Source organism: Pseudomonas sp. F01002 (assembly GCF_004402115.1).
Classification (GTDB): Bacteria; Pseudomonadota; Gammaproteobacteria; order Pseudomonadales; family Pseudomonadaceae; genus Aquipseudomonas; species Aquipseudomonas frigoris.
Genome location: NZ_SOPU01000011.1, coordinates 188,769 through 213,683, shown reverse-complemented (window position 1 = coordinate 213,683; position 24,915 = coordinate 188,769). Strand labels below are relative to the sequence as shown.

The window sequence follows — 24,915 nt, the reverse complement described above, 5'->3', positions numbered from 1 at the left end:
TCATGCGCAAATACCTAACCGGGTTATGGGCATGCATGCGCTCCGGAGAAGAATTTAATACGGCCAAGCTTTTTAGCGAAAAACATCTCGCGAAAGCTTGACCGTGAACAGAGTATCTACAAGGTGTACATCATCCCAATGTAGGAGCTGCCGCAGGCTGCGATCTTTTGATCTTGCCCTACCCCCGCCGATCCAGCAGATTCACCACCAGCCGATCCACCCATCCCCAAATCCTTTGCTTCACTCGCCGCCACAGCGGCCGGCGTTGCCATGCCTCCAGGCTGACTTCCTGGCTCTGCGCAAAGTCCCTCTCGAAACTTGCCGCCACCGCACGCGTCAACCCTGGGTCCAGCGCCTCAAGGTTGGCTTCCAGGTTGAAGCGCAAATTCCAGTGATCGAAATTGCACGAGCCGATGCTCACCCAGTCGTCGATCAGGACCATTTTCAAATGCAGGAAACACGGCTGGTATTCGAAGATCGTCACCCCGGCCTTGAGCAATCGCGGGTAGTAGCGATGCCCGGCGTAGCGCACCGACGGGTGATCGGTGCGTGGCCCGGTCAGCAGCAAGCGCACGTCGACGCCTCGGGCGGCAGCCCGGCGCAGTGAGCGGCGGACTTTCCAGGTCGGCAGGAAATACGGCGTCGCCAGCCAGATCCGCCGCTGGCCGCTGTTCAGCGCGCGAATCAACGATTGCAGGATGTCCCGGTGCTGGCGGGCGTCGGCATAGGCGACCCGGCCCATGCCCTCGCCCATGGACGGCACGCGTGGCAGACGCGGCAGGCCGAAATGCGAAGCGGGTTTCCAGGCGCGCCTATACCGGTTGGCGATCCATTGGCGGTCGAACAGCAACTGCCAGTCGATGACCAAGGGGCCGGTGATTTCCACCATCACCTCGTGCCATTCGCTGGTGTCGTCACCCGGTGTCCAGAACTCATCGGTCACCCCAGTGCCGCCCACCACGGCCATGCTCTGATCGACCAGCAACAGCTTGCGGTGATCGCGGTAGAAGTTGCCCACCCAACGCCGCCAGCTCAGGCGATTGTAAAAACGTAGCTCCACGCCCGCCGCCATCAATCGCTGGCGCAAGGTCAGGGTGAACGCGAGGCTGCCGTAATCATCGAACAGGCAGCGCACGCGCACGCCACGTTCGGCAGCCTGGACCAACGCCTGAACCATCGCCTCGGCACAGGCACCCGCCTCCACCAGGTACAACTCCAGCTCAACCTGCTCTTCGGCGCGGGCAATCGCGACCAACATCCGTGGAAAAAACTGCGGACCGTCGATCAGCAGTTCAAAACGGTTGCCTTCACGCCAGGGGAAAATCGCGCCGGCCATGTCAGCGCGCCGTGAAAATCAGTACCGCACCCACCGGCACCGACAAACTGATGGCCGACAAACCGGCGATCTTGCGCAAACTTTCCAGGCCGGGGGCCAGGTCGAAATCCGCGGCATTGATGATCAGCGGTTCGAGGGTCACCACCTGGAAACGCCGGTCATCGAGACGGGTTGCCAGCAGTTCGGCGTTGTATTCGTGTTGTTTGCCATGGAGCGTGACGGTCAGCGGCAGGCGCAATTCAAGTTGCGCGCCGGGCGCCAGATCGTTGATCGGGCGTAGATCAATCTGCGCGGTGATCAGTGCTTCGGGGAAAGTCTGGATTTCAAACAGGTCCTTGCGCATGCGTTCATCGCGCAGCGGGATGCCACTGTTGACCGAGTCCATCTCGACTTCCACCTCGGCCAGGCCTTTGGGATCGACCTTGCCGTGCAGCACCAGAAAGCGCTGCACTTCGGAGATATTGGTGTTTTTGGTGCTGATGAACGACAGCCGCGAGGACTCGCCATCCAGATACCAATCGGCGTGGGCCGACAGCGAGGCACCGGCCAGCAGCAGGAAGGCGAGGGTTTTGCAGAGGAAGCGGTTGAACATAGAGACTCGTGGGGCAGATAAACCTGCACGAACCTTAACCGCCCGTGAGCCAATTGCAAACTTGTAGCAGCTGCCGAAGGCTGCGTTCGGCTGCGAAGCAGTCGTAAATCCTGCATGCAAGATTCTCCAGACACACCGCGGTGTCTGATTTCACGACTGCTGCGCAGCCGAACGCAGGCTTCGCCAGCTGCTACAAGGACAGTGGTGCTCAGGGATTCAGGCGGCAGCCTTGGCGTTCTCCGACCCACACGGCACTGTTTCTGCGGCCCATACCGCTGACGGTAACGCGCTTTCTGGCGGTGTCATCAGTAAAGCCACTGGTCGGCAGCCACTGCTTCACATAGCTGTAGCAGTACTCGGCCGGGTTGTTCATCACATAACGGCACGAACAATATTCCTTGGCGGTGTAGGCGCTGATGATGTCCGGGAATGCCCACAGCGTCACGCGCTCCTGCCAGATCCAGCCGAGCAAGGCGATCAGCAGGATCAACAACAACGTGCTGAACGGTCGACGACGAACAAAGCTGCGACGCTTCATGGCTGCCCCTTCGCGGCAAATGCCTTGAGCGCGAGTTTGAGCAAATCGTTGTGCCGGTAACTGCCGTCGCGGTCATCGCCGTAGCGCACGATCACCAGGTTTTCGCCGGGAATCACGTACATCGCCTGACCCCAATGACCCAGCGCGGCGAAGGTATCGTCGGGTGCATCGGGCCAGGGTTTTGCTGCGCCATCCACCGCTCGGTTAAGCCACCAATGGCCACCGGGCACGGCGTCGTCCTGATGGGCTTGATAGCGGGCGAACGGTTCGCGGTTGAAGGCGACCCAGTCTTTGGGCAGCAGTTGCCGGTCGCCCCAACGACCATCGCGAGCCATCAACAGACCGACTCGCGCGAGGTCCCGGGCGGTGAGATAGGTGTAGGACGAAGCGACGAAGGTTCCCGTGGCATCGGTTTCCCAGGCGGCGTGGCGAATCCCCAAGGGCTCGAACAGAGCAGTCCATGGATAGTCCGGATACCGGGTCGGACCGACGATGGTTTTCAGCGCGGCGGACAACAGATTGCTGTCGCCACTGGAGTAACGGAATGCCTGACCGGGCTTGGCGTACTGACCGTGATTGGCGGTGAATGCGGCCATGTCCTGGTGACCGCGGGTGTAGAGCATCGCGACCACCGAGGATTTCAACGGCGCGTATTCATAGTCTTCCTGCCAGTCCAGGCCCGAGGCCCAGTGCAGCAGGTCGGCCATGGTCATCGTCGGGTGTTTTTCCAGCGGTGGATAAAATTTCTGCACCGGGTCCTGGAGCTTGAACAGACCTTCGCCATAGGCCACGCCGAGGACCGTGGCCATCAGGCTTTTGCTGATGGACCAGGTCAGATGCGGGGTGTCGGCGGTGGTCGGGCTGGCGTAGCGTTCGTAGATCAATTGACCGTCGCGGATCACCAGCAAGGCATCGGTGCGGATGCCTTTTCGGGTGGCCTCATCACGGGGTGCAAAGGCGTAAGTCTCCAGGGCTTGAAGCGCCGGCCCGGTGACTTTCGGGCCGGTCGACCATTGTTCGGCAGGCCAATGCTCGGCGTGGGCCGTGAGGCTGAGCAGGAGCAGGAAAATGAGGGACAAGCCTTTGGACATGGTGGGGGCTCGGAAGGATGGACCTGCTGAGCCTAGTCGCGGTTGATGACAGTTCTGGAATTTGTGTTGCCAATGAGGCCGCCTTCGCGAGCAAGCCCGCTCCCACAGGGGAATGCATTTCAAAATGTGGGAGCGGCGGTGCGACGATTCGACTTGCTCGCGAAGGGGCCAGTCAATCCAGCGAAGATCCCGCGAGCGCCTTGGCCAACCGCTTCCCCCGCGCACCTGCCGCCAAATCCATCACGCCCTGATCACGCTGCCACATCGCGGCCCAATGCTGCGGGCCATCGGCCAGTGCCTGAGCCACCTCAGTCTTGAGCCCATCGAACTGCGCAAACAAGCCACCGAGCAATACATGCCCGGACGAATTATTCGGCGCCTGCCGGCTGACTTCCGCACACCCGGCCAGCAACGCCAGCAAACGCAGTTGCAAGGCTTGCGGCCAGTCGCTGTCCTGACCGATGCCGTACAGCCAGGCGGTCATCGCGCTCAGAACGTAAATGTCTTCAAGGGTGCGAAACGGTTTGATGTAAGCATCCCAGCCATCCCCCGCCAACAGTTCGCACTGAGCGTTATCGAGAAACAGCCGGCCATGGCTGATGTCTGGCATCAACGGGATCGCCGGTAACTTTTCCAGACGCACGCCCGGTTCATCGGGATAGACCACCGCCAGACTCAGACGCGGTTTTTCGTCAGGTGCTTCACTGCGAGCAGCAATCAGCAGCCAATCAGCGGCATCGCCTGCGGTGACAAAATCCTTGCGCCCGCTCAGACGCAAATCGTGCAGACGGGTCCGCATGTCCGCCACCCGCAGGCTGCGCTGTTCGGTCGCGCACAAGGCGCCGAGGCTCAGCGGCGCGCTCGGCCAGAGCATGCGCAACGCCGCCTGATAGCCCACCAGAAACGCCAGCCCCGGCGTCGACATCAAACGCCCGCCGGCCACCGCCAGTTCGAACGGCGTGACGTTGCCCAACTGGTGCAACAAGGTCGCGAACCCCTCGCCCAGGTCCGGGTTGGCGGGCAGACGATCGCGGCGGCGCAGCAGGTTTTGCCAGGGCATAAGAGGCTCCTCGTGGGCTGTCATATAAGCATCACCAAAGCTTCATGGCGATGACACCGGGGCTACATAGCCTGACTTTGCACAACACGGCTGCATAAAGAAAGTCGATCGGCTGCAACCCAAGACGGGTGACCGGCCCGTATGGAGATTCACAATGACTCAGATCGCCCGCATCAGCGACACCGGCAATGAACGCCGCCTGCAAGCCGAACGCCTGGTGGGCGCCGAGGCCTTGCAGGAAGCCCAGGCCTTGCGCTTCAACGTGTTCAGCGGCGAATTCAACGCCAAATTGAAAGGCGCGGAGCTGGGTCTGGACATGGATGATTATGATGTTCACTGCGCCCACATCGGCGTGCGTGACCTGAACACCGGACGTCTGGTGGCGACCACCCGTTTGCTCGACCACACAGCCGCCAGCAGCCTGGGCAAGTTCTACAGCGAAGAAGAATTCAGCCTGCATGGCCTGGTCCATCTGAAAGGCCCGATCCTGGAAATCGGCCGCACTTGCGTCGACCCGGCCTACCGCAACGGCGGCACCATCGCCGTACTCTGGGGCGAACTGGCCGAAGTGCTGAACCAGGGCGGCTACAGCTATTTGATGGGTTGCGCGAGCATCCCGATGCAGGACGGCGGCATCCAGGCCCACGCGATCATGCAGCGACTGCGCGAACGTTATCTGTGTACGGAACACCTGCGGGCCGAACCGAAAAAGCCGCTGCCGAGCCTCGACATCCCATCCAACGTCATCGCCGAAATGCCACCGCTGCTCAAGGCCTATATGCGTCTTGGCGCGAAGATCTGCGGCGAGCCGTGCTGGGACGAAGACTTCCAGGTTGCCGACGTGTTCATCCTGCTCAAGCGCGACGAACTCTGCCCGCGTTATGCCAAACACTTCAAGGCGGCCGTCTGATGAGTCGGTTACGGGTATACGCGCGGATTGCGCGAGTGTTGGTGGTGGTGGCGCTGGGTTTGAGCATGGCCAGTCTGTTCGGGTTGTTCGAACGTTTGGGGATTGCTCATTCGATGGTCCGTCGCCAGCGCTGGTCGCGATTTTTCATGGCGCGCCTGAGCAATGCCCTGCCCTTTCGCGTGACCATGCACGGTGAATTGCCGAAGGCGCCGATGCTCTGGGTCAGCAATCATGTTTCATGGACCGACATTCCGCTGCTCGGCATGCTCACGCCGCTGTCGTTCCTGTCCAAGGCCGAAGTGCGCACCTGGCCGGTGGCGGGCTGGTTGGCGGCCAAGGCTGGCAGTTTGTTCATTCGTCGAGGGTCGGGCGACAGTCAGTTGATCCGTAAACAGATGACCCGTCATCTGGAGCAGGAACATCCGCTGCTGATGTTCCCGGAAGGCACTACCACCGACGGCCGTTCGCTGCGCACTTTCCACGGTCGCCTGCTGTCTGCGGCAATCGACTCCGAAGTGAAGTTGCAGCCGGTGGCGATTCGTTATCTGCGCGACGGGAAGCTCGATTCGCTGGCGCCGTTCATTGGCGATGATGATTTGCTCTCGCACTTGATGCGCTTGTTTGCCCATGATCGGGGGGACGTGGAGATCCATCTGCTCAAACCGATCGCGTGTGAAGGTCGCGAGCGTGCAGCGCTGGCGTTCGAGGCGCAGCAGGCGGTGCAGAAGGCGTTGTTTGGGGCGATCCCGCAGGCACAACCGGAACCGCTGCGCCCCGCAATCGCGGCTTAAACACACATCCCCTGTGGGAGCGGGCTTGCTCGCGAAGGCGGTCTGTCATCCAACACTGATGTTGACTGATACACCGCCTTCGCGAGCAAGCCCGCTTCCACAAGAGGTTTATGTTGCTGGGTAGTTCTGCGCGAAGTCTTGAAGCTGCGGATAGAACAATCTGAAGTCATCGCTCAACGGCTCATACAACACCCGCAATTCCTGCATCGCTGCGGCCAGCTCCTCCGGTCGCGTCAGCCTCCGTGAAATCCCTCGCAGCACCTGCTCAAGCACCGCAAATTCCCGATAAGAACCCAACCAGTCATTGGCCACCATGTGCGGCGCGATCTGCGCCAGACGTTCCGGCAATTGCGCCTCGGCGGACAGCACCCGGTACACGCCCGAAGTGAACTGTTCCAGTGGCTGATCCGAGTAAAGCGTCCAGTCACGCGCCAGGCAATGGTCGAAAAACACGTCGAGCACGATCCCGGCGTAACGCCGGCGGGTCATGGAAAACCGTGACAACGAAACGTCCACCAACGGATGGCGGTCGGTAAAGACATCGATGCTGCGATGCAACTGGATGGCCGCTTCGATCTCCGGATCGAACTGCCCTTGCAGCCGCCCTTTGACGAAATCGCCATACAGACTGCCGAGCAATTGACCGGGGCGCTGGCCACCGAGGTGCAGATGTGCGAGATAGTTCATGCGCGCAGCTTAGCACTGCGTCACACATATCGTTATAACTCGATATACCGATTTGCACGGTCATCAGACCAAAATCATATTTGTATATCGCGAAGTACCGATTTAAAGTTCGCCCCATCGCGATATAGCGTTTTACTCATCACGAGCCCAAATCATGACCATCGACCTCGACGAAATAATAAAAGCCCTGGCACACCCAGTACGCCGAGACATCCTCATCTGGCTGAAAGACCCCAAAGCCCAGTTCCCGGAACAGATCCACAACCACGAGTACGGCATCTGCGCCGGACAGATCGACCAACGCTGCGGCCTGTCGCAGTCGACCGTGTCCGCCCATTTGGCGAACTTGCAACGGGCGGGACTGATCAGCAGCCAGAAAGCCGGTCAATGGCACTTCTTCAAACGCAACGAGGACGTGATTCAGGCGTTCCTCGACGCCATCGTCAAGGAGCTCAGCGCTCCGACCAGGAACTGAACAATGCCCCTCTCGCTACTCATTCTGGCCTTGAGCGCCTTCGCCATCGGCACCACCGAGTTCGTCATCATGGGCTTGCTGCCCGATGTCGCGGCGGACCTCGGTGTGTCGATCCCGGGCGCCGGTTGGCTGGTGACCGGTTACGCCCTGGGCGTGGCCATTGGTGCGCCGTTCATGGCACTGGCCACCTCTCGATTGCCGCGCAAGGCCGCGCTGGTAGCGTTGATGGGGATTTTCATCGTCGGCAACTTGCTCTGCGCAATGGCGACCGACTACAACGTGCTGATGTTTGCCCGCGTGGTGACTGCCCTCTGCCACGGTGCGTTCTTCGGCATCGGCTCGGTGGCGGCGGCGGGGCTGGTTCCGGCGAACAAGCGCGCTTCGGCCGTGGCATTGATGTTCACCGGCCTGACCCTGGCCAACGTGCTTGGCGTTCCGCTGGGCACCGCACTCGGTCAGGAAGCCGGCTGGCGTTCGACCTTCTGGGCGGTGACCGTGATTGGTGTCATCGCGTTGATCGGCCTGATCCGTTTCCTGCCGGCCAAGCGCGATGAAGAGAAACTCGACATGCGCGCCGAACTGCGCGCCCTCAAAGGCGCCGGGATCTGGCTGTCGTTGAGCATGACCGCGTTGTTCGCGGCTTCCGTATTCACCTTGTTCACCTATGTCGCCCCGCTGCTCGGCGATGTCACCGGCGTCTCGCCCAAAGGCGTGACCTGGACCCTGATGCTCATCGGCCTGGGCCTGACGGTCGGCAACATCATCGGCGGCAAGCTGGCTGACAAAGGCATGGCCGCAACGTTGATCGGCGTCTTTATCTCGATGGCCGTGATCTCCACCGTACTGACCTGGACCAGCGTCGCGCTGATTCCGACCGAAATCACCCTGTTCCTCTGGGCCACCGCGTGCTTTGCCGCCGTGCCCGCCCTGCAAGTGAACGTCGTGACCTACGGCAAGGCCGCACCGAACCTGGTGTCGACCCTGAACATCGGCGCTTTCAATATCGGCAACGCACTGGGTGCCTGGGTCGGTGGCAGCGTCATCGCCCACGGTTTCGGCTTGACCAGCGTTCCTCTCGCGGCGGCTGCACTGGCGGTACTCGCCCTGCTGGTGACCCTGATTACTTTCCGTCAGAACGGTGATCCCGAACTGGCCCCTGCTACCAACTGATCTCTACAAGAGAGCTATTTCATGACGACTATTTTCGATCCGATCAAACTGGGCGACCTTGAGTTGGCCAACCGCATCATCATGGCGCCGCTGACCCGTTGCCGTGCCGACGAAGGCCGCGTACCAAACGCGCTGATGGCCGAGTACTACGTACAACGCGCCTCGGCCGGCCTGATCCTCAGCGAGGCCACTTCGGTCACGCCGATGGGCGTCGGTTACCCGGACACCCCGGGTATCTGGTCCAACGATCAGGTGCGTGGCTGGGCTAACGTCACCAAAGCGATCCACGGCGCGGGCGGCAAGATTTTCCTGCAACTGTGGCACGTCGGCCGGGTTTCCCACGAGTCGTACCTCAACGGGGAAACGCCGGTTGCACCGAGCGCCATCCAGCAAAAAGGTCACGTTAGCCTGGTTCGTCCACTGGCCGACTACCCTACCCCACGCGCCCTGGAAACCGCTGAAATCGCCGACATCGTCGACGCCTACCGCGTCGGTGCCGAGAACGCCAAGGCGGCCGGTTTCGACGGTGTGGAAATCCACGGCGCCAACGGTTACCTGCTCGACCAGTTCCTGCAAACCAGCACCAACCAACGCACCGACAACTACGGCGGTTCCGTGGAAAATCGTGCGCGTCTGTTGCTGGAAGTGACCGATGCCGCGATCGAAGTCTGGGGCGCGGGCCGCGTGGGTGTGCACCTGTCACCCCGTGCCGATCTCCATGACATGGGCGACGACAACCTGTCAGAGACCTTCACTTACGTCGCTCGCGAACTGGGCAAACGTGGCATCGCCTTCATCTGCTCCCGCGAGAAAGAAGATGGCGACAGCCTGGGTCCACAATTGAAAGAAGCGTTCGGCGGCTCGTATATCGTCAACGAACGCTTCACCAAGGACAGCGCCAACGCCTGGCTGGCCAGCGGCAAGGCTGATGCAGTCGCCTTCGGCGTGCCGTTCATTGCCAACCCGGACCTGCCGGCACGTTTGAAGGCCGATGCGCCGCTGAACGAGCCACGTCCTGAGCTGTTTTATTCCAAGGGCGCGGTCGGCTACATCGACTACCCGGTGTTGTAAGCGTCCCCCTTGAAACGCAAAAGCCCCGACTCGAAAGAGCCGGGGCTTTTTTGCGCCGGTTACTCACAAAATCCCTACAAATCAGGTAGCTCACTACCTATCAACCTGGCGAGCGTACGTATATAAAAGCACCCCATTACGTATTTTTTTTCATTTGCGCAGGCTGGGGCTCAAGCGCAGCATATCCAACCCCGCATCGGCCCAACGCTCGGCGTCGATGTGCAGTTCAAAGCTGTCGGGCGCCAACAGCCACTGATACAGGATGCCATCGATGTACGCATGCAGGCTGATGGCCGCGCGGGCCGTATCGAGGTTTTCCGGTAACTGCCCCCGATTGACCGCATTACTCAGCGCCAGGGCGATTCGCACATTGCAATCAAGGCTGACCTCTCGACGCTGCTGGCGCAGGTCGCACATTTCATCGGTGAATTCGCACTTATGAAACAGAATCTCATTGATGCGTCGGGTTTTCGGGTCCAGGGCAACTTGATGAAACAAATGAATCAGCAGCTTGCGCATGCAGCCGAGGGGGTCGAGTTCATCTTCGCTTTCACTGGCCTTGGCCATTTCATCCAGCGGCTCTTGCAGGGTATCAAGCATGGCCTGCACCAAGTCCGCCTTGTTGCTGAAATGCCAGTAGATAGCGCCGCGCGTGACCCCGGCCAGGGTAGCGATATCCGCCAGTGTCGTGCGCGCCACGCCCCTTTCGTAAAAGGCTTTTTCTGCCGCTTCCAGTATCTGGCTGCGGGTTTCTTGAGCTTCCTCTTTGGTACGACGGACCATGGCAGTACAACCTCAATCAGGATGCTTCAGCGATGTCTGAACATCCGCTGAATAAAAGTGGGGCGAGCGTTCTTGGGCGTCGTCCCCGGCCTACAATTCGAACCCTTGAACGGCTTTTGTAACGGTGTGGATACGCGGTCAAGGTATTTACAAACAACCATGAACGTAAGTATATTCCTTAGCAAGCTACTTATCCACTCAGCGCACATTTTTTACCTTTCCACATTTCTAGTGCGCAATTTGCGCGCCTGACCCGAGGATTTTCATGCAATTCAAGCCAGCTGTTACCGCTCTGGTCACCGCCCTCGCCTTGGCATCGCTACTCAGCGGATGCAAAAAGGAAGAGGCGGCACCTGCCGCACCACCCCCTCAGGTCGGCGTCGTTACTCTGCAACCTCAAGCCTTCACCCTGACCTCCGAGCTTCCGGGCCGTACCAGCGCGTACCGCATCGCCGAAGTTCGCCCTCAGGTGAACGGCATCATTCTCAAGCGCCTGTTCAAGGAAGGCGGCGACGTCAAGGCCGGCCAGCAGCTGTATCAGATCGATCCGGCCGTTTATGAAGCCACTCTGAAAAGTGCCGAAGCCAACCTGCAACAGACCAAATCGATCTCGGATCGCTACAAGCAGTTGGTCAGCGAACAGGCTGTGAGCCGTCAGGAATACGACACGGCCCTGGCCAACCGGTTGCAATCGGAAGCCGCCCAGCAAAGCGCCCAGATCAATGTTCGCTACACCAAGGTTTACGCGCCACTCTCCGGCCGCATCGGCCGCTCGACCGTGACCGAAGGCGCGCTGGTTACCAGCGGCCAGGTCGACGCAATGGCAGTGATTCAGCAACTGGACCCCATCTACGTCGACGTCACCCAGTCTTCGGTAGAGCTGCTGGAACTGCGCCGCGAACTGGAAAGCGGTCGTCTGCAAAAATCTGGCGACAACGCGGCCGCGGTCAAGCTGACCCTCGAAGACGGCAGCCAGTACAAACAGGAAGGCAAGCTCGAGTTCTCCGAGGTCTCGGTAGATCAGACCACCGGTTCCGTCACCTTGCGTGCAGTGTTCCCCAACCCTGACCACACCCTGCTGCCGGGCATGTTCGTACACGCCCAGCTTCAGGCCGGTGTAAACGCCGCAGCCATTCTGGCCCCGCAACAAGGCGTGACGCGCGACCTTAAAGGCACCCCGACCGCGCTGGTCGTCGGTGCTGACAACAAGGTCGAACTGCGTCAGCTCAAGGCCAGCCGCACTGTCGGTAGCCAGTGGCTGATCGAAGACGGTCTGAAGGCCGGCGATCAACTGATCACCGAAGGGCTGCAATACGTCAAACCTGGCATTGAAGTAAAAGCCAGTGAAGCGACTAACGTTGGCGCAAAGAACCCGGCCCCCGCACAGGCAGCTAACAAGGCTTCCAGCGGCAAAGGGGAGTAAACCATGTCCAGATTTTTTATCGACCGTCCGATTTTCGCCTGGGTAATTGCCCTGGTCATCATGCTGGTCGGGGCACTCTCGATCCTCAAACTCCCGATCAACCAATACCCGAGCATTGCGCCTCCGGCCATTGCGATCCAGGTGACCTACCCGGGCGCGTCCGCACAAACCGTGCAGGACACTGTGGTGCAGGTGATCGAGCAACAGCTCAACGGTATCGATAACCTGCGTTATGTCTCGTCGGAAAGTAACTCCGACGGCAGCATGACCATTACCGCGACCTTCGAGCAGGGCACCAACTCCGATACCGCGCAGGTTCAGGTCCAGAACAAGCTGAACCTGGCCACCCCGCTGCTGCCGCAAGAAGTGCAGCAACAGGGTATCCGCGTGACCAAGTCAGTGAAAAACTTCCTGATGGTGATCGGCGTGGTGTCGCGCGACGGCAGCATGACCAAGGACGACCTGTCCAACTACATCGTGTCGAACATGCAGGATCCGATCTCGCGGACCGCCGGTGTCGGAGACTTCCAGGTCTTCGGTGCGCAGTACGCAATGCGGATCTGGCTCGACCCGGCCAAGTTGAATAACTTCAACCTGACCCCGGTGGACGTGAAAACCGCCATCGCCGCGCAGAACGTCCAGGTGTCATCCGGTCAACTCGGCGGTTTGCCTGCCGTTGCAGGCCAACAGCTGAACGCGACGATCATCGGCAAGACCCGCCTGCAGACCGCCGAGCAGTTCAAGGCGATCCTGCTCAAGGTCAACAAGGACGGCTCGCAAGTGCGTGTCGGCGACGTGGCGGATGTCGGTCTGGGCGGTGAAAACTACTCGATCAGCGCCCAGTTCAACGGCAGCCCGGCCTCCGGTCTGGCAGTGAAACTGGCCAACGGTGCCAACGCCCTCGACACTGCAAAAGCCCTGCGCAAGACCATCGAAACCCTCAAACCGTTCTTCCCGCAAGGGATGGAAGTGGTGTTCCCGTACGACACCACGCCGGTGGTGACCGAGTCGATCAAGGGTGTGGTTGAAACCCTGGTCGAAGCGATCGTGCTGGTGTTCCTGGTGATGTTCCTGTTCCTGCAAAACTTCCGCGCCACCGTCATCACCACGATGACCGTGCCAGTCGTATTGCTGGGTACCTTCGGGATCCTCGCGGCGTTCGGTTTCAGCATCAACACCCTGACCATGTTCGGCATGGTGCTGGCCATCGGTTTGCTGGTGGACGACGCCATCGTCGTGGTGGAGAACGTCGAACGGGTCATGAGCGAAGAAGGCCTGTCACCCAAGGAGGCCACCAAGAAATCCATGGGGCAGATCCAGGGTGCACTGGTCGGTATTGCCCTGGTGCTGTCGGCGGTACTGCTGCCGATGGCGTTCTTCAGCGGTTCCACCGGTGTGATCTACAAGCAGTTCTCGATCACCATCGTCTCGGCCATGGCCCTGTCGGTACTGGTCGCACTGATCTTCACCCCGGCACTCTGCGCAACCATGCTCAAGGCGATTCCGAAAGGCGAGCACGGCGTGCCGAAACGCGGCTTCTTCGGCTGGTTCAACCGCAATTTCGACCGTGGCGTCAAAAGCTACGAGCGTGGCGTGGGCAACATGCTCGCGAACAAGGCCCCGTACTTGCTGGCCTACCTCATCATCCTGGTCGGCATGATCTGGCTGTTCACCCGTATCCCAACGGCGTTCCTGCCGGAAGAAGACCAGGGCGTATTGTTTGCTCAGGTGCAAACCCCGGCCGGTTCCAGTGCCCAGCGCACGCAAGTGGTCGTGGATGAAATGCGTGAATTCCTGCTGCGTCCGAGCAAGGACGGCGGTGAAGGCGATGCGGTGGCCTCGGTGTTTACCGTGACCGGCTTCAACTTCGCCGGCCGTGGCCAAAGCTCGGGTATGGCGTTCATCATGCTCAAACCGTGGGGCGAACGTAACGCCGAAAACAGCGTGTTCAAACTCGCGGCCCGTGCCCAACAGCACTTCTTCACCTTCCGTGACGCCATGGTGTTTGCCTTCGCACCGCCGGCGGTACTGGAACTGGGTAACGCCACCGGTTTCGACGTGTTCCTGCAAGACCGCGCCGGTATCGGTCACGACAAGCTGATGGAAGCGCGTAACCAGTTCCTCGGCATGGCGGCGCAAAGCAAGATTCTGTCGCAAGTGCGCCCCAACGGTCTAAACGACGAACCGCAATACCAACTGGAAATCGATGACGAGAAGGCCAGTGCCCTGGGCATCACCCTCACCGACATCAACAACACCTTGTCGATTGCCTTGGGCAGTAGCTACGTCAACGACTTCATCGACCGCGGTCGGGTGAAGAAGGTTTACGTGCAAGGCCAGCCGGGTGCGCGCATGAGTCCTGAAGACGTGAAGAAATGGTATGTGCGCAACAGCGCCGGCACCATGGTTCCGTTCTCGGCGTTCGCCAAGGGTGAGTGGATCTACGGTGCACCGAAGCTGTCGCGTTACAACGGCGTCGAAGCGATGGAAATCCTCGGTGCTCCGGCACCCGGTTATTCCACCGGTGAAGCCATGGCCGAAGTCGAAGCCCTGGCCAAGAAACTGCCGGCCGGTGTCGGTATTTCCTGGACGGGTCTGTCGTACGAGGAACGGTTGTCCGGTTCGCAAGCGCCAGCGCTGTACGCCCTGTCGCTGCTGATGGTGTTCCTGTGTCTGGCGGCGCTGTACGAAAGCTGGTCGATCCCGATCGCCGTGATGTTGGTGGTACCACTGGGGATCATCGGTGCGCTGATGGCGACCAGCCTGCGCGGCCTGTCCAACGACGTGTATTTCCAGGTGGGCCTGTTGACGACCATTGGTCTGGCGGCGAAAAACGCCATTTTGATTGTCGAATTTGCCAAGGAACTGCATGAACAAGGGCGTAGCCTGCGCGATGCGGCAATTGAAGCCTGCCGGATGCGTTTGCGACCGATCATCATGACCTCGCTCGCTTTCGTCCTCGGTGTGGTACCACTGGCGATTTCCACGGGTGCAGGTTCGGGTAGCCAACATGCGATCGGTACCGGGGTGATTGGCGGTATGCTCACGGCCACTATCCTGGCGATCTTCTGGGTCCCGCTGTTTTTCGTCACCGTGTCGGCCATGGGGCAGCGCAAAACCGCTGACCAGGACGACGCTATTGAACCTTCTAAAGAGGCTGGCTAATGAGCAAGTCGCTACTCTCCCTGGCTGTTGCCGCCTTCGTGCTCGGCGGCTGCTCGCTGATTCCCGATTATCAGCAGCCTGAAGCTCCGGTGGCGGGTCAGTACCCGCAAGGTCCGGCGTATTCGTCGGCCCAGGCGCCTGCCCAGGCTGCCGCCGAACAGGGCTGGAAGCAGTTTTTCCATGACCCGGCACTGCAACAGCTGATCCAGGTCGCCCTGGAAAACAACCGTGACCTGCGTGTCGCAGCGCTGAACATCGACGCCTTTGCGGCTCAATACCGCATCCAGCGTGCCGATCTGTTCCCGGCCGTGTCGGCCAACGGTACCGGCAGCCGTCAGCGGGTCCCGGCTCGGGCCTCGCAGACCGGCGAAGCGGACATCACCAGTTCCTACTCGGCCACGGTCGGCATCAGCGCCTATGAACTCGACCTGTTCGGTCGGGTTCGCAGCCTGAGCGAAGAAGCGCTGCAGAAGTACTTCGCCACCGAAGAAGCACGACGCAGCACCCAGATCAGCCTGGTGGCCAGCGTGGCCAATGCTTACCTGGCCTGGCAGGCTGACAAGGAGCTGCTGAAACTGACCCAGGACACCCTGGGTGCGTTCGAGGAGAGCTACAAGCTCACCTCCCGCAGCAACGAAGTGGGTGTCGCCTCGGCGCTGGACCTGGCCCAGTCGCGTACCTCGGTGGAAAACGCCCGCGCGCAACAGGCCAAGTACACCCGTCAGGTTGCCCAGGATGAAAATAGCCTGGTGCTGCTGCTCGGCACCGGCGTCCCGGCCAACCTGCAAGCGGCCAAGCCATTGGCTGACGACCTGCTGAGCGAAGTGCCGGCCGGCCTGCCATCGGACTTGCTGCAACGTCGTCCGGACATCCTCCAGGCCGAATACAACCTGAAAGCCGCCAACGCCAACATCGGCGCGGCGCGGGCTGCGTTCTTCCCGAGCATCAGCCTGACGGCCAACGCCGGGACCCTGAGCCCGGACCTGTCCGGTCTGTTCAAGGGCGGTTCGGGCACATGGTTGTTCCAGCCGCAGATCAACCTGCCGATCTTCAACGCCGGCAGCCTGCGCGCCAGCCTGGATTATTCAAAAATCCAGAAAGACATCGGCGTGGCGAACTACGAGAAGTCCATTCAAACGGCCTTCCAGGAAGTCGCCGATGGCCTGGCTGCCCGCCAGACCTATACCGATCAGTTACAGGCCCAGCGTGATTTCGTCACCGCGAACCAGGACTACTACCGTCTGGCCGAGCGTCGTTACCGCATTGGTGTCGACAGCAACCTGACCTTCCTCGATGCCCAGCGCCAGCTGTTCAGTGCCCAACAGGTACTGATCACCGACCGTCTGGCGCAACTGGTCAGTGCCGTCAATCTGTACAAGGCACTGGGCGGTGGCTGGAACGAGCAGACGGCGCAGAACGAACCGCTGAAAGAAGAAGCGCCGAAGCTGAAGTTGTTCTGATAGCGCTATGAACACGAAGCCCACCTTTTGGTGGGCTTTTTGTTGTCTGCGGGAAAAGTTGTAGTGCCTGTTCGGGCCTCTTCGCGGGCAAGCCCGCTCCCACAGGGGATCTTCGTTGAACGCGATTGTTGCGGTCACACCGGACAAATGTGGGAGCGGGCTTGCCCGCGAAGAGGCCCGCACAGACACCACAAAACCTCGACCAATCTTACGTTCGATAATCGCCCAAAACCCGCTTTCCCCAATTGAATCGCCCCGCCCATCCCCCGCACCATTCGTCGCACAAGACCAATAACAACAGGTTCGACACCATGCCCCCACGCCCTGCCCTGTCCGGCTGATCCCGTTCGTTTTTGCCCTGATTTCAAATTTTTGTCTGCAACCCCACGTTGCGGCAGCGCCCCGTTTCACGCCTAAAAACTAGAGAGCCCCGAACACATGACACCTTCCAGCACGCAATACTTGTTCCCCAGCCTCATCGCCGTTGCACTGGCCAGTACGGCTCTGCCTGCCTTGGCCGAGGAGTCAGGCTTTGTCGAAGGTGCCAAGGTCAACCTGAACTTGCGCAACTTCTACATCAACCGCAACTTCACCAACCCGACCAAAGCTCAGGGCAAGGCAGAAGAGTGGACACAAAGTTTCATTCTCGACGCCAAGTCCGGGTTCACTCAGGGCACCGTCGGGTTCGGCATGGACGTGCTGGGGCTGTACTCGGTGAAACTCGACGGCGGTAAAGGCACCGGCGGTACGCAGTTGCTGCCGCTGGATCACGACGGTCGCCCGGCGGATAACTTCGGGCGCACCAACGTGGCGTTCAAGGCCAAGCTGTCGCAGACCGAAGTGAAGGTGGGCGAATGGATGCCGGTGCTGCCGATCCTGCGTTCGGACGATGGTCGTTCCCTGCCGCAAACCTTCCGTGGCGGCCAGATCACCTCGAAGGAAATCGACGGCCTGACGCTCTACGGCGGCCAGTTCCGCGCCAACAGCCCGCGCGACGACAGCAGCATGAGCGACATGTCGATGACCGGCAAACCGGCGTTTACCTCCGACCGTTTCAACTTTCAGGGCGGCGAATACGTCTTCAACGAGAAGCGCACCCAGATCGGTGTGTGGAACGCCGAACTCAAGGACATTTACAGCCAGCAGTACGTGAATCTGATCCACAGCCAACCCATCGGCGACTGGACCCTGGGCGCCAACCTCGGTTTCTTCTACGGCAAGGATGACGGCAGCGCCCGGGCCGGCGAGCTGGACAACAAGACCTGGTCGGGCCTGTTCTCGGCCAAATACGGCGGCAACACCTTCTACGTCGGCCTGCAAAAACTCACCGGCGACAACGCCTGGATGCGGGTCAACGGCACCAGCGGCGGCACCCTGGCCAACGACAGTTACAACGCCAGTTATGACAACGCTCAGGAAAAATCCTGGCAGGTACGTCATGACTACAACTTCGTCGCCCTCGGCATTCCCGGCCTGACCCTGATGAACCGCTACATCAGCGGCGACAATGTGCACACCGGCACCATTACCGACGGCAAGGAATGGGGCCGCGAAAGCGAATTGGGTTACACCGTGCAAAGCGGCGCGCTCAAAAACCTCAACGTCAAATGGCGCAACTCGACCATTCGCCGCGACTTCAGCAACAACGAGTTTGACGAGAACCGGTTAATCGCCAGCTATCCGATCAGCCTGCTATAGCCGCGTTCTGGCAGCGACCGTTGGATTGAGGCGGTCGCGTGCCTGTAACCACCTGTCGGCGCAAACTAGCGCTTTGTGTGTTCGCAGATACAGTCAAGAAGCGTGTTTAATTCTCCATCCTGATGTAGGAGCCCCTTTTTTTCTTCCGTTATCTCCGGATGCTGTACGCGAAGCGGCCATGACCACGGAGGTCAGGTATGAGCAAGCGAATAGTTATCGTCGGTGGCGGCGTAGGTGGAACCATGTTGGCCAATCAACTGGCCAGCAAGCTGTATCCAGAAATCCTGCGCGGCGAAGTCTCGATTGCACTGCTGTCCAACTCCCCCGATCACTTCTATAAACCTGCGTTCATGTACGTGGCGTTCAATCAGTTCTTTGAAGAAGAACTCAAGCGTCCGGAACGTTCACTGTTGCGCCCGGAAATCAGCTTTTACGTCGAAGAGGTCACGGGTTTCGATTTCCCCGGACAAGGCCTGAAAACCCGCAGCGGCAAGCGCTATGGCTATGACTTTCTGGTCTTCGCCACTGGTTGCGTGCCTGCGCCGGAACGCATCGATGGCTTGAAAGAAGCCGGCGACCACTTCTACCAATATCAGCCCGCCCGGCAGTTGGCAGAACGGCTGAACACGATCAAAAAAGGCCGGATCTTCATCACTGTGTCTTTCCCGCAGACACCCAACGTGCCGCACCAATGCGGCATTGCACCGGTAGAAACGACGTTGATGCTCGACGACTTCCTGCGTCGTCGGGGCGTGCGGGACCAGGTGGAAATCGTCTACACCTACCCGACCACGGCTCAGTTGCTGCGTAACTGCCTGTTTCTGCAACGCCCCACCGGGGACATTCTGCCCGGCATTTTCGAGCAGAAGAACATCCGCTTCCAACGCGGTTTCACCCTCAGCCGTGTCGATCCCGAACGAAAAATCGCCTATTCAGAAGAAGGCGAAGAGCAACCCTTCGACATCCTGATGGCGACACCGCCGATCCGCGCCGTCGATGCCGTGCTGGAGTCCGGAGCGTCTCAAGCGCCCAACAACGAAGGTTGGTTGCCGACCCACCACGAGACCCTGCAGGTCTACGGCCTGGAACACGTCTACGTGATTGGCGACACCGTCGATCTGCCGGTGAGCAAGGCCGGTGGTGCCTGCCATAACCAGGCGCCGGTCATCGCCAACAACATTGCTGCCGAGATTCGCCTCGGTGCGCCCAACAGCGTCTACGACGGACGGGTTCAGGCCGTGGCGCAGATGGGTCTCAACGCCGGTATGCCGCTGTGGTACGACTACGCCCATGACGTCCTGTCGACACCGCCGACCAAGCTCGGCGGCCTGTTGAGAAATGGCTTCAATCGTGGCCTGTACTGGGCGGTTGCCCGTGGAATGCTTTGATCCGCTCAGGAGGCGTAAACAATGACGAACCTATCAGATAAAACGCTGGCGACCAGCGCTGCCGGCATGCCAGCGACGCCGGGACTCGTCGCCTTGATGGCGAAAATTCAACCGCTGATCGACGGCGGTCGGCTGGACAACATTGTCGATGTGCTATCGCTGGTCTCGGACATGACCGACCTGCTGGACGCAGCGATGGTGGAAAAACTGGCGCGGCTGTTCGAAAACGCTACGGCGGCCACCTGGACCGTCAGTAACGCCGTGCGCCTGGCCAAGGCCGAGGTCGCAGCCGCCCCCGAGCCGCCGGGGGCCTATGCCTTGATCAAACTGCTAAACGAGCCGGACACGCGCAAAGGCGTGGCCGTTGTCCTGAAAACACTGAACGTCATCGGAAGGCAGCTGTAACCGCCAGAGAGGATCACCTCATGAGCGTCAAACTTGAATCGGCAGGGAAAGCCTGCACCGACTGGGACGCCAAGGCGTACCAGCAGTTTTCCCGCCTCAGGCGACGACCGGTCAATGAATTGCTCGACCGTGTCGAACTCAAACAGCCCAAACGCATCTATGACCTGGGATGCGGCACCGGCATAGCCACGCAACTATTGGCCAAGCGTTGGCCTCGAGCGCAGTTGCAGGGCATCGACAGTTCGGAGCAAATGCTGGACGAAGCCCGTTACCTGCCGATCAAGGCGTTGTGGAAACAGTGCGATCTACTCGACTGGCAACCCGAACAACCGGCGGACCTGCTGTTCGCCGCCGCGGTACTGCACTTCGTCAGTGGTCACGAACAGTTATTGCCGCGACTACTCGGCCAGCTCAATCCGGGTGGATGCCTGGCCGCGCACATGCCCGACTGGCGGGATGCGCTGTGGTATCAACTGATGCTCGACACCCTTGAAGAGGCAGGCCCCGGTGGCAAACCACTTGGCACCCCGCAATTGCGCGAGGCCATGGCTGCACGGCCGCTGTTGTCTTTGGAAAATTACTACCGGTTGCTCTCGCCGATCACCCGGACACTGGATATCTGGGAGACCGAACAGCTACAGGTTGTCGACGGCAAGTCGCCGATCTATGACTGGGTCAAAGTCTCGGCGTTGCGGCCGGTGATGCAGGGGCTGAAGGATGATGAACAGGCGCGGTTCATTTACCACTACCTGATGCGCGTGCATGCGCATTACCCGCCGGAGAGCGACGGGCACACGTTGTTTCCGTTCAAGCGGATCTTCATTGTGGCCACGGTTTGATTGACCGCTAATGATGTATCAAGCCGGCCACCGCCATCGCGAGCAAGCTCGCTCCCACAGGGGATTTTGGGTGAACACATCATTTGAATTCACACCGGAAAACTGTGGGAGCGAGCTTGCTCGCGATGGCGTCAGCTCAGATACCGCAAATCGCCAGGATCACTCCCGCGATTCAACCCCCAACTCATCCCACACCGACTCCGCCAGGTGGAACGTCGCATTCGCCGCCGGAATGCCGCAGTAGATCGCACTCTGCATGATCACTTCCTTGATCTCGCCGCGGGTCACGCCGTTGTTGGCGGCGGCACGCAGGTGCAGTTTGAGTTCTTCATTGCGGTTCATGCCGATCAGCATGGCCATGGTGATCAGGCTGCGGGTATGACGCGGCAGGCCCGGACGGGTCCAGATGTCGCCCCAGGCGTGACGGGTGATCATCTCCTGAAACTCCGAGTTGAACTCGGTCAGCGCGTTCAGGCTGCGGTCGACATGGGCGTCGCCGAGTACGGCACGGCGGACTTTCAGGCCTTCGTCGTAACGTTGTTTCTCGTCCACAACAATCCCCTTAATGAGCTGACAAAAACGTCACTACCCGGTCACTGAACGCAGCACCGGCCTGGACGTTGGACAAGTGCGCGGCGTAGAACTCGGCGTACTCGGCGCCCTGCACGTGTTCCTGAATGAAGTGCCCGCCGGACGGCGGCGTGACCGCGTCTTCGGTGCCGGCGATGACCAGCAGCGGCACCTTGATCGAGGACAACTGATCGCGAAAATCGGCATCGCGCACGGCGGCACAATTCGCGGCATAACCTTCAGGTGAGGTGGCGGCCAGCATGTCAGTAATCTTCTTCGCGGCAGCAGGATTGGCTTCAGCAAAATCCGCGGTGAACCAGCGCGCAATCGACGCATCGCGCAGCGCGACCATGGCAGCCGGACCGTCACGCAGCACGGTTTCAATGCGCGGGTTCCACACCGACGGATCGCCGATTTTTGCCGCGGTGTTGCACACCACCAGTTTGTTCAGGCGATCACCAGCGTTGATCCCGAGCCACTGGCCAATCAGCCCGCCCATGGACAGACCACAGAAATGCGCGCGCTCGATGTGCAACGCATCCAGCAGCGCCAGCACGTCATGGCCCAGTAGCTCGATGCTGTACGGCCCCGGCGTGACCAGCGATTTGCCATGACCCCGGGTGTCGAAACGCAGCACGCGGAAATGCTCTGTGAACGCCGCAACTTGCGCGTCCCACATGTGCAGGTCGGTGCCCAGCGAATTGGACAGCACCAGCACCGGCGCATCCGCCGGGCCATCGAGTTGCGGCCCTTGAATTTGGTAGTGCAGTTCGCCCTCGGCGAGTTGTACGAAAGCCACAGCAATCTCCTTCAGGCAGTCAACGCAGAATGTTCAGCCACCGCTCGCTCGACCCAGGTATGGGCCTGACCGAGGTAATGGGCGGGGTCCAGCAGATGATCGAGTTCAGCAGGCGAGAGTTCGGCGGTCACTTGCGGCTCGTCGCCGAGTACCGCTCGCAGATGACGTTGTTCAGCCACTGCGCGCTTGCAGCATTGCTCCAGCAAATGGTGCGCAGTGTCGCGCCCCACCCGTTGAGCGAGGACGATGCTCACCGCTTCGGCGAGCACCAGCCCTTGAGTCAGGTCGAGGTTGCGGGCCATGCGCTCGGCGTCCACTTCCAGTCCTTCCGCCACCAGCCGCGCCTGCTTCAGGCTGCCGGACACCAGGCAGCAAATCTCCGGCAGGGTTTCCCACTCGGCATGCCACAGGCCCAGGCTGCGCTCCTGTTCTTGAGGCATGGCGCTGAACAGCGTCGAGAGCAAACCCGGAACGCGCGTCGCAGCGCCGATCAGTACCGCCGCGCCCACCGGGTTGCGTTTGTGCGGCATGGTCGAAGAACCGCCCTTGCCCGGTGCCGAGGGTTCGAACACTTCAGCAGCTTCGGTCTGCATCAACAGGCTGATGTCGCGCCCCAGTTTGCCGAGGCTGCCGGCGATCAATCCCAGTACCGAGCCGAACTCCACCAAACGATCTCGCTGGGTGTGCCAAGGTTGATCCGGCAGTGTCAGTTTCAATTCTTCAGCCAGCGCTTCGGCAATCGGCATTGCCTGCTCGCCGAGGGCCGCGAGGGTTCCAGAGGCGCCGCCGAATTGCAGCACCAGCAGTCGCGGCTTGAGTTCCCGCAGACGCTGACGACTTCGAGTGACAGCGCCCAGCCAACCGGCGATTTTCATACCGAGGGTGACGGGCGTCGCGTGCTGCAACCAGGTGCGTCCGGCCAGCGGTGTGGCAACGTAACGCTGGGCTTGGCTCGAGAGGGTTTCGCCCAGTTGCGCCAGATCGCTTTCGATCAGCTCCAGCGCGCCACGCAGTTGCAACACCAGGCCGGTGTCCATCACGTCCTGGCTGGTCGCGCCCAAATGCACATAGCGCTCGGCTTCGGCATGGTTGGCCGCGATCTGTTTACCCAGCGCCTTGACCAACGGAATCGCCGAATTGCCCGCCGTGGCAATCGCCTCGCCGAGGGCGGTGAAGTCGTAATGCCCGGCCTGACAGGCCGCTTCAATCGGCGCGACAGCCGTTTGCGGAATCAGCCCGACTCGCGCTTCGGCCCGGGCCAGTGCCGCTTCGAAATCAAGCATCGCTTGAACCCGGCCCTGATCGCAGAACACCTCACGCATGTCGCGGGCAGTGAAATAGGCTTCGAACAATTGATTGCCCGGTCGCTCGTTCATAAACAGTCCCTGGAGGCGTGGGCCGGTCAGGCCCACGGGTAAAGATCAAAGGTCGTTTTCCAAATACTTCGCCTGTTTCGGCAAGCGCAGGCTGAACAGGAACGCCACCGCCATCATCACCGTCACGTACCAGTAGAAGGAGTTTTCCATGCCCCCGGCTTTGAGGCTCAGGGCCACGTATTCCGCCGAACCGCCGAAGATTGCATTCGCCACCGCATACGCCAGGCCGACGCCCAAGGCGCGCACCTCCGGCGGGAACATTTCGGCTTTTACCAGGCCGCTGATGGAGGTGTAAAAACTGACGATCGCCAGCGCCACGGTAATCAGCACAAACGCCAGGAACGGACTGCTGACACTTTTCAGACTCAACAGAATCGGCACGGTGAACAGCGTACCGAGGGCGCCGAACCAGAGCATCGAGTTACGTCGGCCGATCTTGTCCGCGAGCATGCCGAACAACGGTTGCATGCACATATAAAGGAACAGTGCGCCGGTCATGATGTAGCTGGCGGTCTTGGCTTGCATGCCGGCGGTGTTCACCAGGTACTTCTGCATGTACGTGGTGAAGGTGTAGAAAATCAGCGAGCCACCGGCGGTGTAACCGAGCACGGTAATGAACGCAGCCTTGTGGTCGCGAAACAGCGCACGGATGCTGCCGGCGTCCTTGTTTTCGCGCATTTCCTTGCTGGTGGTTTCCTTGAGCGAACGACGCAGGAACAGCGAAATCAACGCCGCCAACGCGCCAACGACAAACGGGATCCGCCAGCCATAGGCGCGCAAATCATCTTCAGTGAGGAACTGTTGCAGGATGACCACCAGCGACACCGCCAGCAATTGCCCACCGATCAGCGTCACGTACTGGAACGAGGCGAAGAAACCACGCTGGCCCTTGAGGGCGACTTCGCTCATGTAGGTCGCGGTGGTGCCGTACTCACCGCCCACCGACAGGCCCTGGATCAAGCGGGCGAACAACAGCATGATCGGCGCCCAGACGCCGATGCTGTTGTACGTCGGCAGGCAGGCGATGAGCAACGAACCGAAGCACATCATCAGAATCGAAATCATCATCGAATTCTTGCGTCCGTGCTTGTCCGCCAGCCGGCCGAAGATCCAGCCGCCGATGGGCCGCATCAGGAAGCCGGCGGCGAATACGCCAGCCGTATTCACAAGCTGCACAGTCGGGTTATCGGACGGGAAAAAGGCAGGGGCGAAATAGATCGCGCAGAAGGCGTAGACGTAGAAGTCGAACCATTCGACGAGGTTGCCGGACGAGGCGCCGACAATCGCA

23 protein-coding genes are annotated in these 24,915 nt (G+C 60.4%); 12 read left to right on the top strand and 11 right to left on the bottom strand.

Annotated features, from left to right (window positions below; all coding sequences use genetic code 11):
* Positions 1-178: 178 nt before the first annotated feature.
* The 5 genes from E3W21_RS06530 to E3W21_RS06510 form a co-directional block, all read right to left on the bottom strand.
* Positions 179-1,336, bottom strand: coding sequence for a phosphatidylserine/phosphatidylglycerophosphate/cardiolipin synthase family protein (locus E3W21_RS06530; protein ID WP_134418835.1), 1,158 nt, complete (start codon positions 1,334-1,336; stop codon positions 179-181).
* A 1-nt stretch (position 1,337) separates the two neighbouring features.
* Positions 1,338-1,928, bottom strand: a complete 591-nt coding sequence (locus tag E3W21_RS06525) for a YceI family protein (protein ID WP_134418834.1) — start codon at positions 1,926-1,928, stop codon at positions 1,338-1,340.
* Between the two features lie 208 nt (positions 1,929-2,136).
* On the bottom strand, positions 2,137-2,466 hold the full coding sequence (locus E3W21_RS06520; protein WP_134418833.1) for an amidase: 330 nt from the start codon (positions 2,464-2,466) through the stop codon (positions 2,137-2,139).
* Entirely contained in the window at positions 2,463-3,557 is a 1,095-nt protein-coding gene (locus tag E3W21_RS06515; protein WP_134418832.1) for a serine hydrolase, read from the bottom strand. The genes E3W21_RS06520 and E3W21_RS06515 overlap by 4 nt, the downstream gene beginning before the upstream one ends.
* A gap of 172 nt (positions 3,558-3,729) precedes the next feature.
* A complete protein-coding gene (locus tag E3W21_RS06510; RefSeq protein ID WP_134418831.1) occupies positions 3,730-4,617 on the bottom strand; it encodes an acyl-CoA dehydrogenase family protein in 888 nt (295 codons plus the stop codon).
* 154 nt (positions 4,618-4,771) lie between these two features.
* On the opposite strand from E3W21_RS06510, the gene olsB reads away from it, so the two are divergent.
* Complete coding sequence (olsB, locus tag E3W21_RS06505; protein ID WP_008152922.1) at positions 4,772-5,527, top strand: L-ornithine N(alpha)-acyltransferase; 756 nt, start codon at positions 4,772-4,774, stop codon at positions 5,525-5,527.
* A complete protein-coding gene (locus E3W21_RS06500) occupies positions 5,527-6,318 on the top strand; it encodes a 1-acyl-sn-glycerol-3-phosphate acyltransferase (protein WP_134418830.1) in 792 nt (263 codons plus the stop codon). Before olsB ends, E3W21_RS06500 begins: the two co-directional genes overlap by 1 nt.
* Positions 6,319-6,426: 108 nt before the next feature.
* Here E3W21_RS06500 and E3W21_RS06490 read toward each other — a convergent pair whose 3' ends face one another.
* On the bottom strand, positions 6,427-7,005 hold the full coding sequence (locus E3W21_RS06490; protein WP_129441843.1) for an ACP phosphodiesterase: 579 nt from the start codon (positions 7,003-7,005) through the stop codon (positions 6,427-6,429).
* A gap of 154 nt (positions 7,006-7,159) precedes the next feature.
* Between E3W21_RS06490 and E3W21_RS06485 the strand changes: the two genes are divergently transcribed.
* From E3W21_RS06485 to E3W21_RS06475, 3 genes are read left to right on the top strand one after another with little or no spacing between them, the layout of a single operon-like run.
* Positions 7,160-7,480: a helix-turn-helix transcriptional regulator gene (locus E3W21_RS06485; protein ID WP_129441841.1), complete on the top strand. Its 321-nt coding sequence runs from the start codon at positions 7,160-7,162 to the stop codon at positions 7,478-7,480.
* A gap of 3 nt (positions 7,481-7,483) precedes the next feature.
* Positions 7,484-8,650 carry an MFS transporter gene (locus E3W21_RS06480; protein WP_134418829.1) on the top strand — a complete coding sequence of 389 codons (1,167 nt, stop codon included), beginning with the start codon at positions 7,484-7,486 and terminating at the stop codon, positions 8,648-8,650.
* A gap of 21 nt (positions 8,651-8,671) precedes the next feature.
* The gene (locus tag E3W21_RS06475) at positions 8,672-9,721 is read left to right on the top strand and encodes an alkene reductase (RefSeq protein WP_134418828.1); all 1,050 of its coding nucleotides are present in this window, start codon (positions 8,672-8,674) and stop codon (positions 9,719-9,721) included.
* Positions 9,722-9,871: 150 nt separating this feature from the next.
* On the opposite strand, the gene emhR is transcribed toward E3W21_RS06475, so the two are convergent.
* Positions 9,872-10,504 carry an efflux system transcriptional repressor EmhR gene (gene emhR, locus E3W21_RS06470; protein WP_134418827.1) on the bottom strand — a complete coding sequence of 211 codons (633 nt, stop codon included), beginning with the start codon at positions 10,502-10,504 and terminating at the stop codon, positions 9,872-9,874.
* Between the two features lie 265 nt (positions 10,505-10,769).
* On the opposite strand from emhR, the gene E3W21_RS06465 reads away from it, so the two are divergent.
* The 7 genes from E3W21_RS06465 (at position 10,770) to E3W21_RS06435 (ending at position 20,882) form a co-directional block, all read left to right on the top strand.
* Positions 10,770-11,927 (top strand): efflux RND transporter periplasmic adaptor subunit, encoded by a 1,158-nt coding sequence (locus E3W21_RS06465; protein ID WP_134418826.1) that lies wholly within the window; start codon positions 10,770-10,772, stop codon positions 11,925-11,927.
* A gap of 3 nt (positions 11,928-11,930) precedes the next feature.
* Positions 11,931-15,092, top strand: a complete 3,162-nt coding sequence (emhB, locus tag E3W21_RS06460; protein ID WP_134418825.1) for an efflux RND transporter permease subunit EmhB — start codon at positions 11,931-11,933, stop codon at positions 15,090-15,092.
* Positions 15,092-16,552, top strand: coding sequence for an efflux RND transporter outer membrane subunit EmhC (gene emhC, locus E3W21_RS06455; protein ID WP_129441830.1), 1,461 nt, complete (start codon positions 15,092-15,094; stop codon positions 16,550-16,552). Before emhB ends, emhC begins: the two co-directional genes overlap by 1 nt.
* 438 nt (positions 16,553-16,990) lie before the next feature.
* A complete protein-coding gene (locus E3W21_RS06450; RefSeq protein ID WP_129441828.1) occupies positions 16,991-18,250 on the top strand; it encodes an OprD family porin in 1,260 nt (419 codons plus the stop codon).
* A gap of 197 nt (positions 18,251-18,447) precedes the next feature.
* A complete protein-coding gene (locus tag E3W21_RS06445; protein WP_134418824.1) occupies positions 18,448-19,638 on the top strand; it encodes an FAD/NAD(P)-binding oxidoreductase in 1,191 nt (396 codons plus the stop codon).
* 21 nt (positions 19,639-19,659) lie between these two features.
* Entirely contained in the window at positions 19,660-20,043 is a 384-nt protein-coding gene (locus E3W21_RS06440; protein WP_134418823.1) for a DUF1641 domain-containing protein, read from the top strand.
* A gap of 20 nt (positions 20,044-20,063) precedes the next feature.
* On the top strand, positions 20,064-20,882 hold the full coding sequence (locus E3W21_RS06435; protein WP_134418822.1) for a methyltransferase domain-containing protein: 819 nt from the start codon (positions 20,064-20,066) through the stop codon (positions 20,880-20,882).
* A gap of 159 nt (positions 20,883-21,041) precedes the next feature.
* On the opposite strand, the gene pcaC is transcribed toward E3W21_RS06435, so the two are convergent.
* From pcaC to E3W21_RS06415, 4 genes are all read right to left on the bottom strand, one after another.
* The gene (gene pcaC, locus E3W21_RS06430; RefSeq protein WP_033060940.1) at positions 21,042-21,434 is read right to left on the bottom strand and encodes a 4-carboxymuconolactone decarboxylase; all 393 of its coding nucleotides are present in this window, start codon (positions 21,432-21,434) and stop codon (positions 21,042-21,044) included.
* Positions 21,435-21,444: 10 nt separating this feature from the next.
* Entirely contained in the window at positions 21,445-22,251 is an 807-nt protein-coding gene (pcaD, locus tag E3W21_RS06425) for a 3-oxoadipate enol-lactonase (RefSeq protein WP_134418821.1), read from the bottom strand.
* Positions 22,252-22,262: 11 nt separating this feature from the next.
* Positions 22,263-23,627, bottom strand: a complete 1,365-nt coding sequence (locus E3W21_RS06420; protein WP_134418820.1) for a 3-carboxy-cis,cis-muconate cycloisomerase — start codon at positions 23,625-23,627, stop codon at positions 22,263-22,265.
* 45 nt (positions 23,628-23,672) lie between these two features.
* Positions 23,673-24,915, bottom strand: a 1,243-nt coding sequence (locus E3W21_RS06415) for an MFS family transporter (RefSeq protein ID WP_256661532.1), incomplete at its 5' end; no start/stop codon positions are given.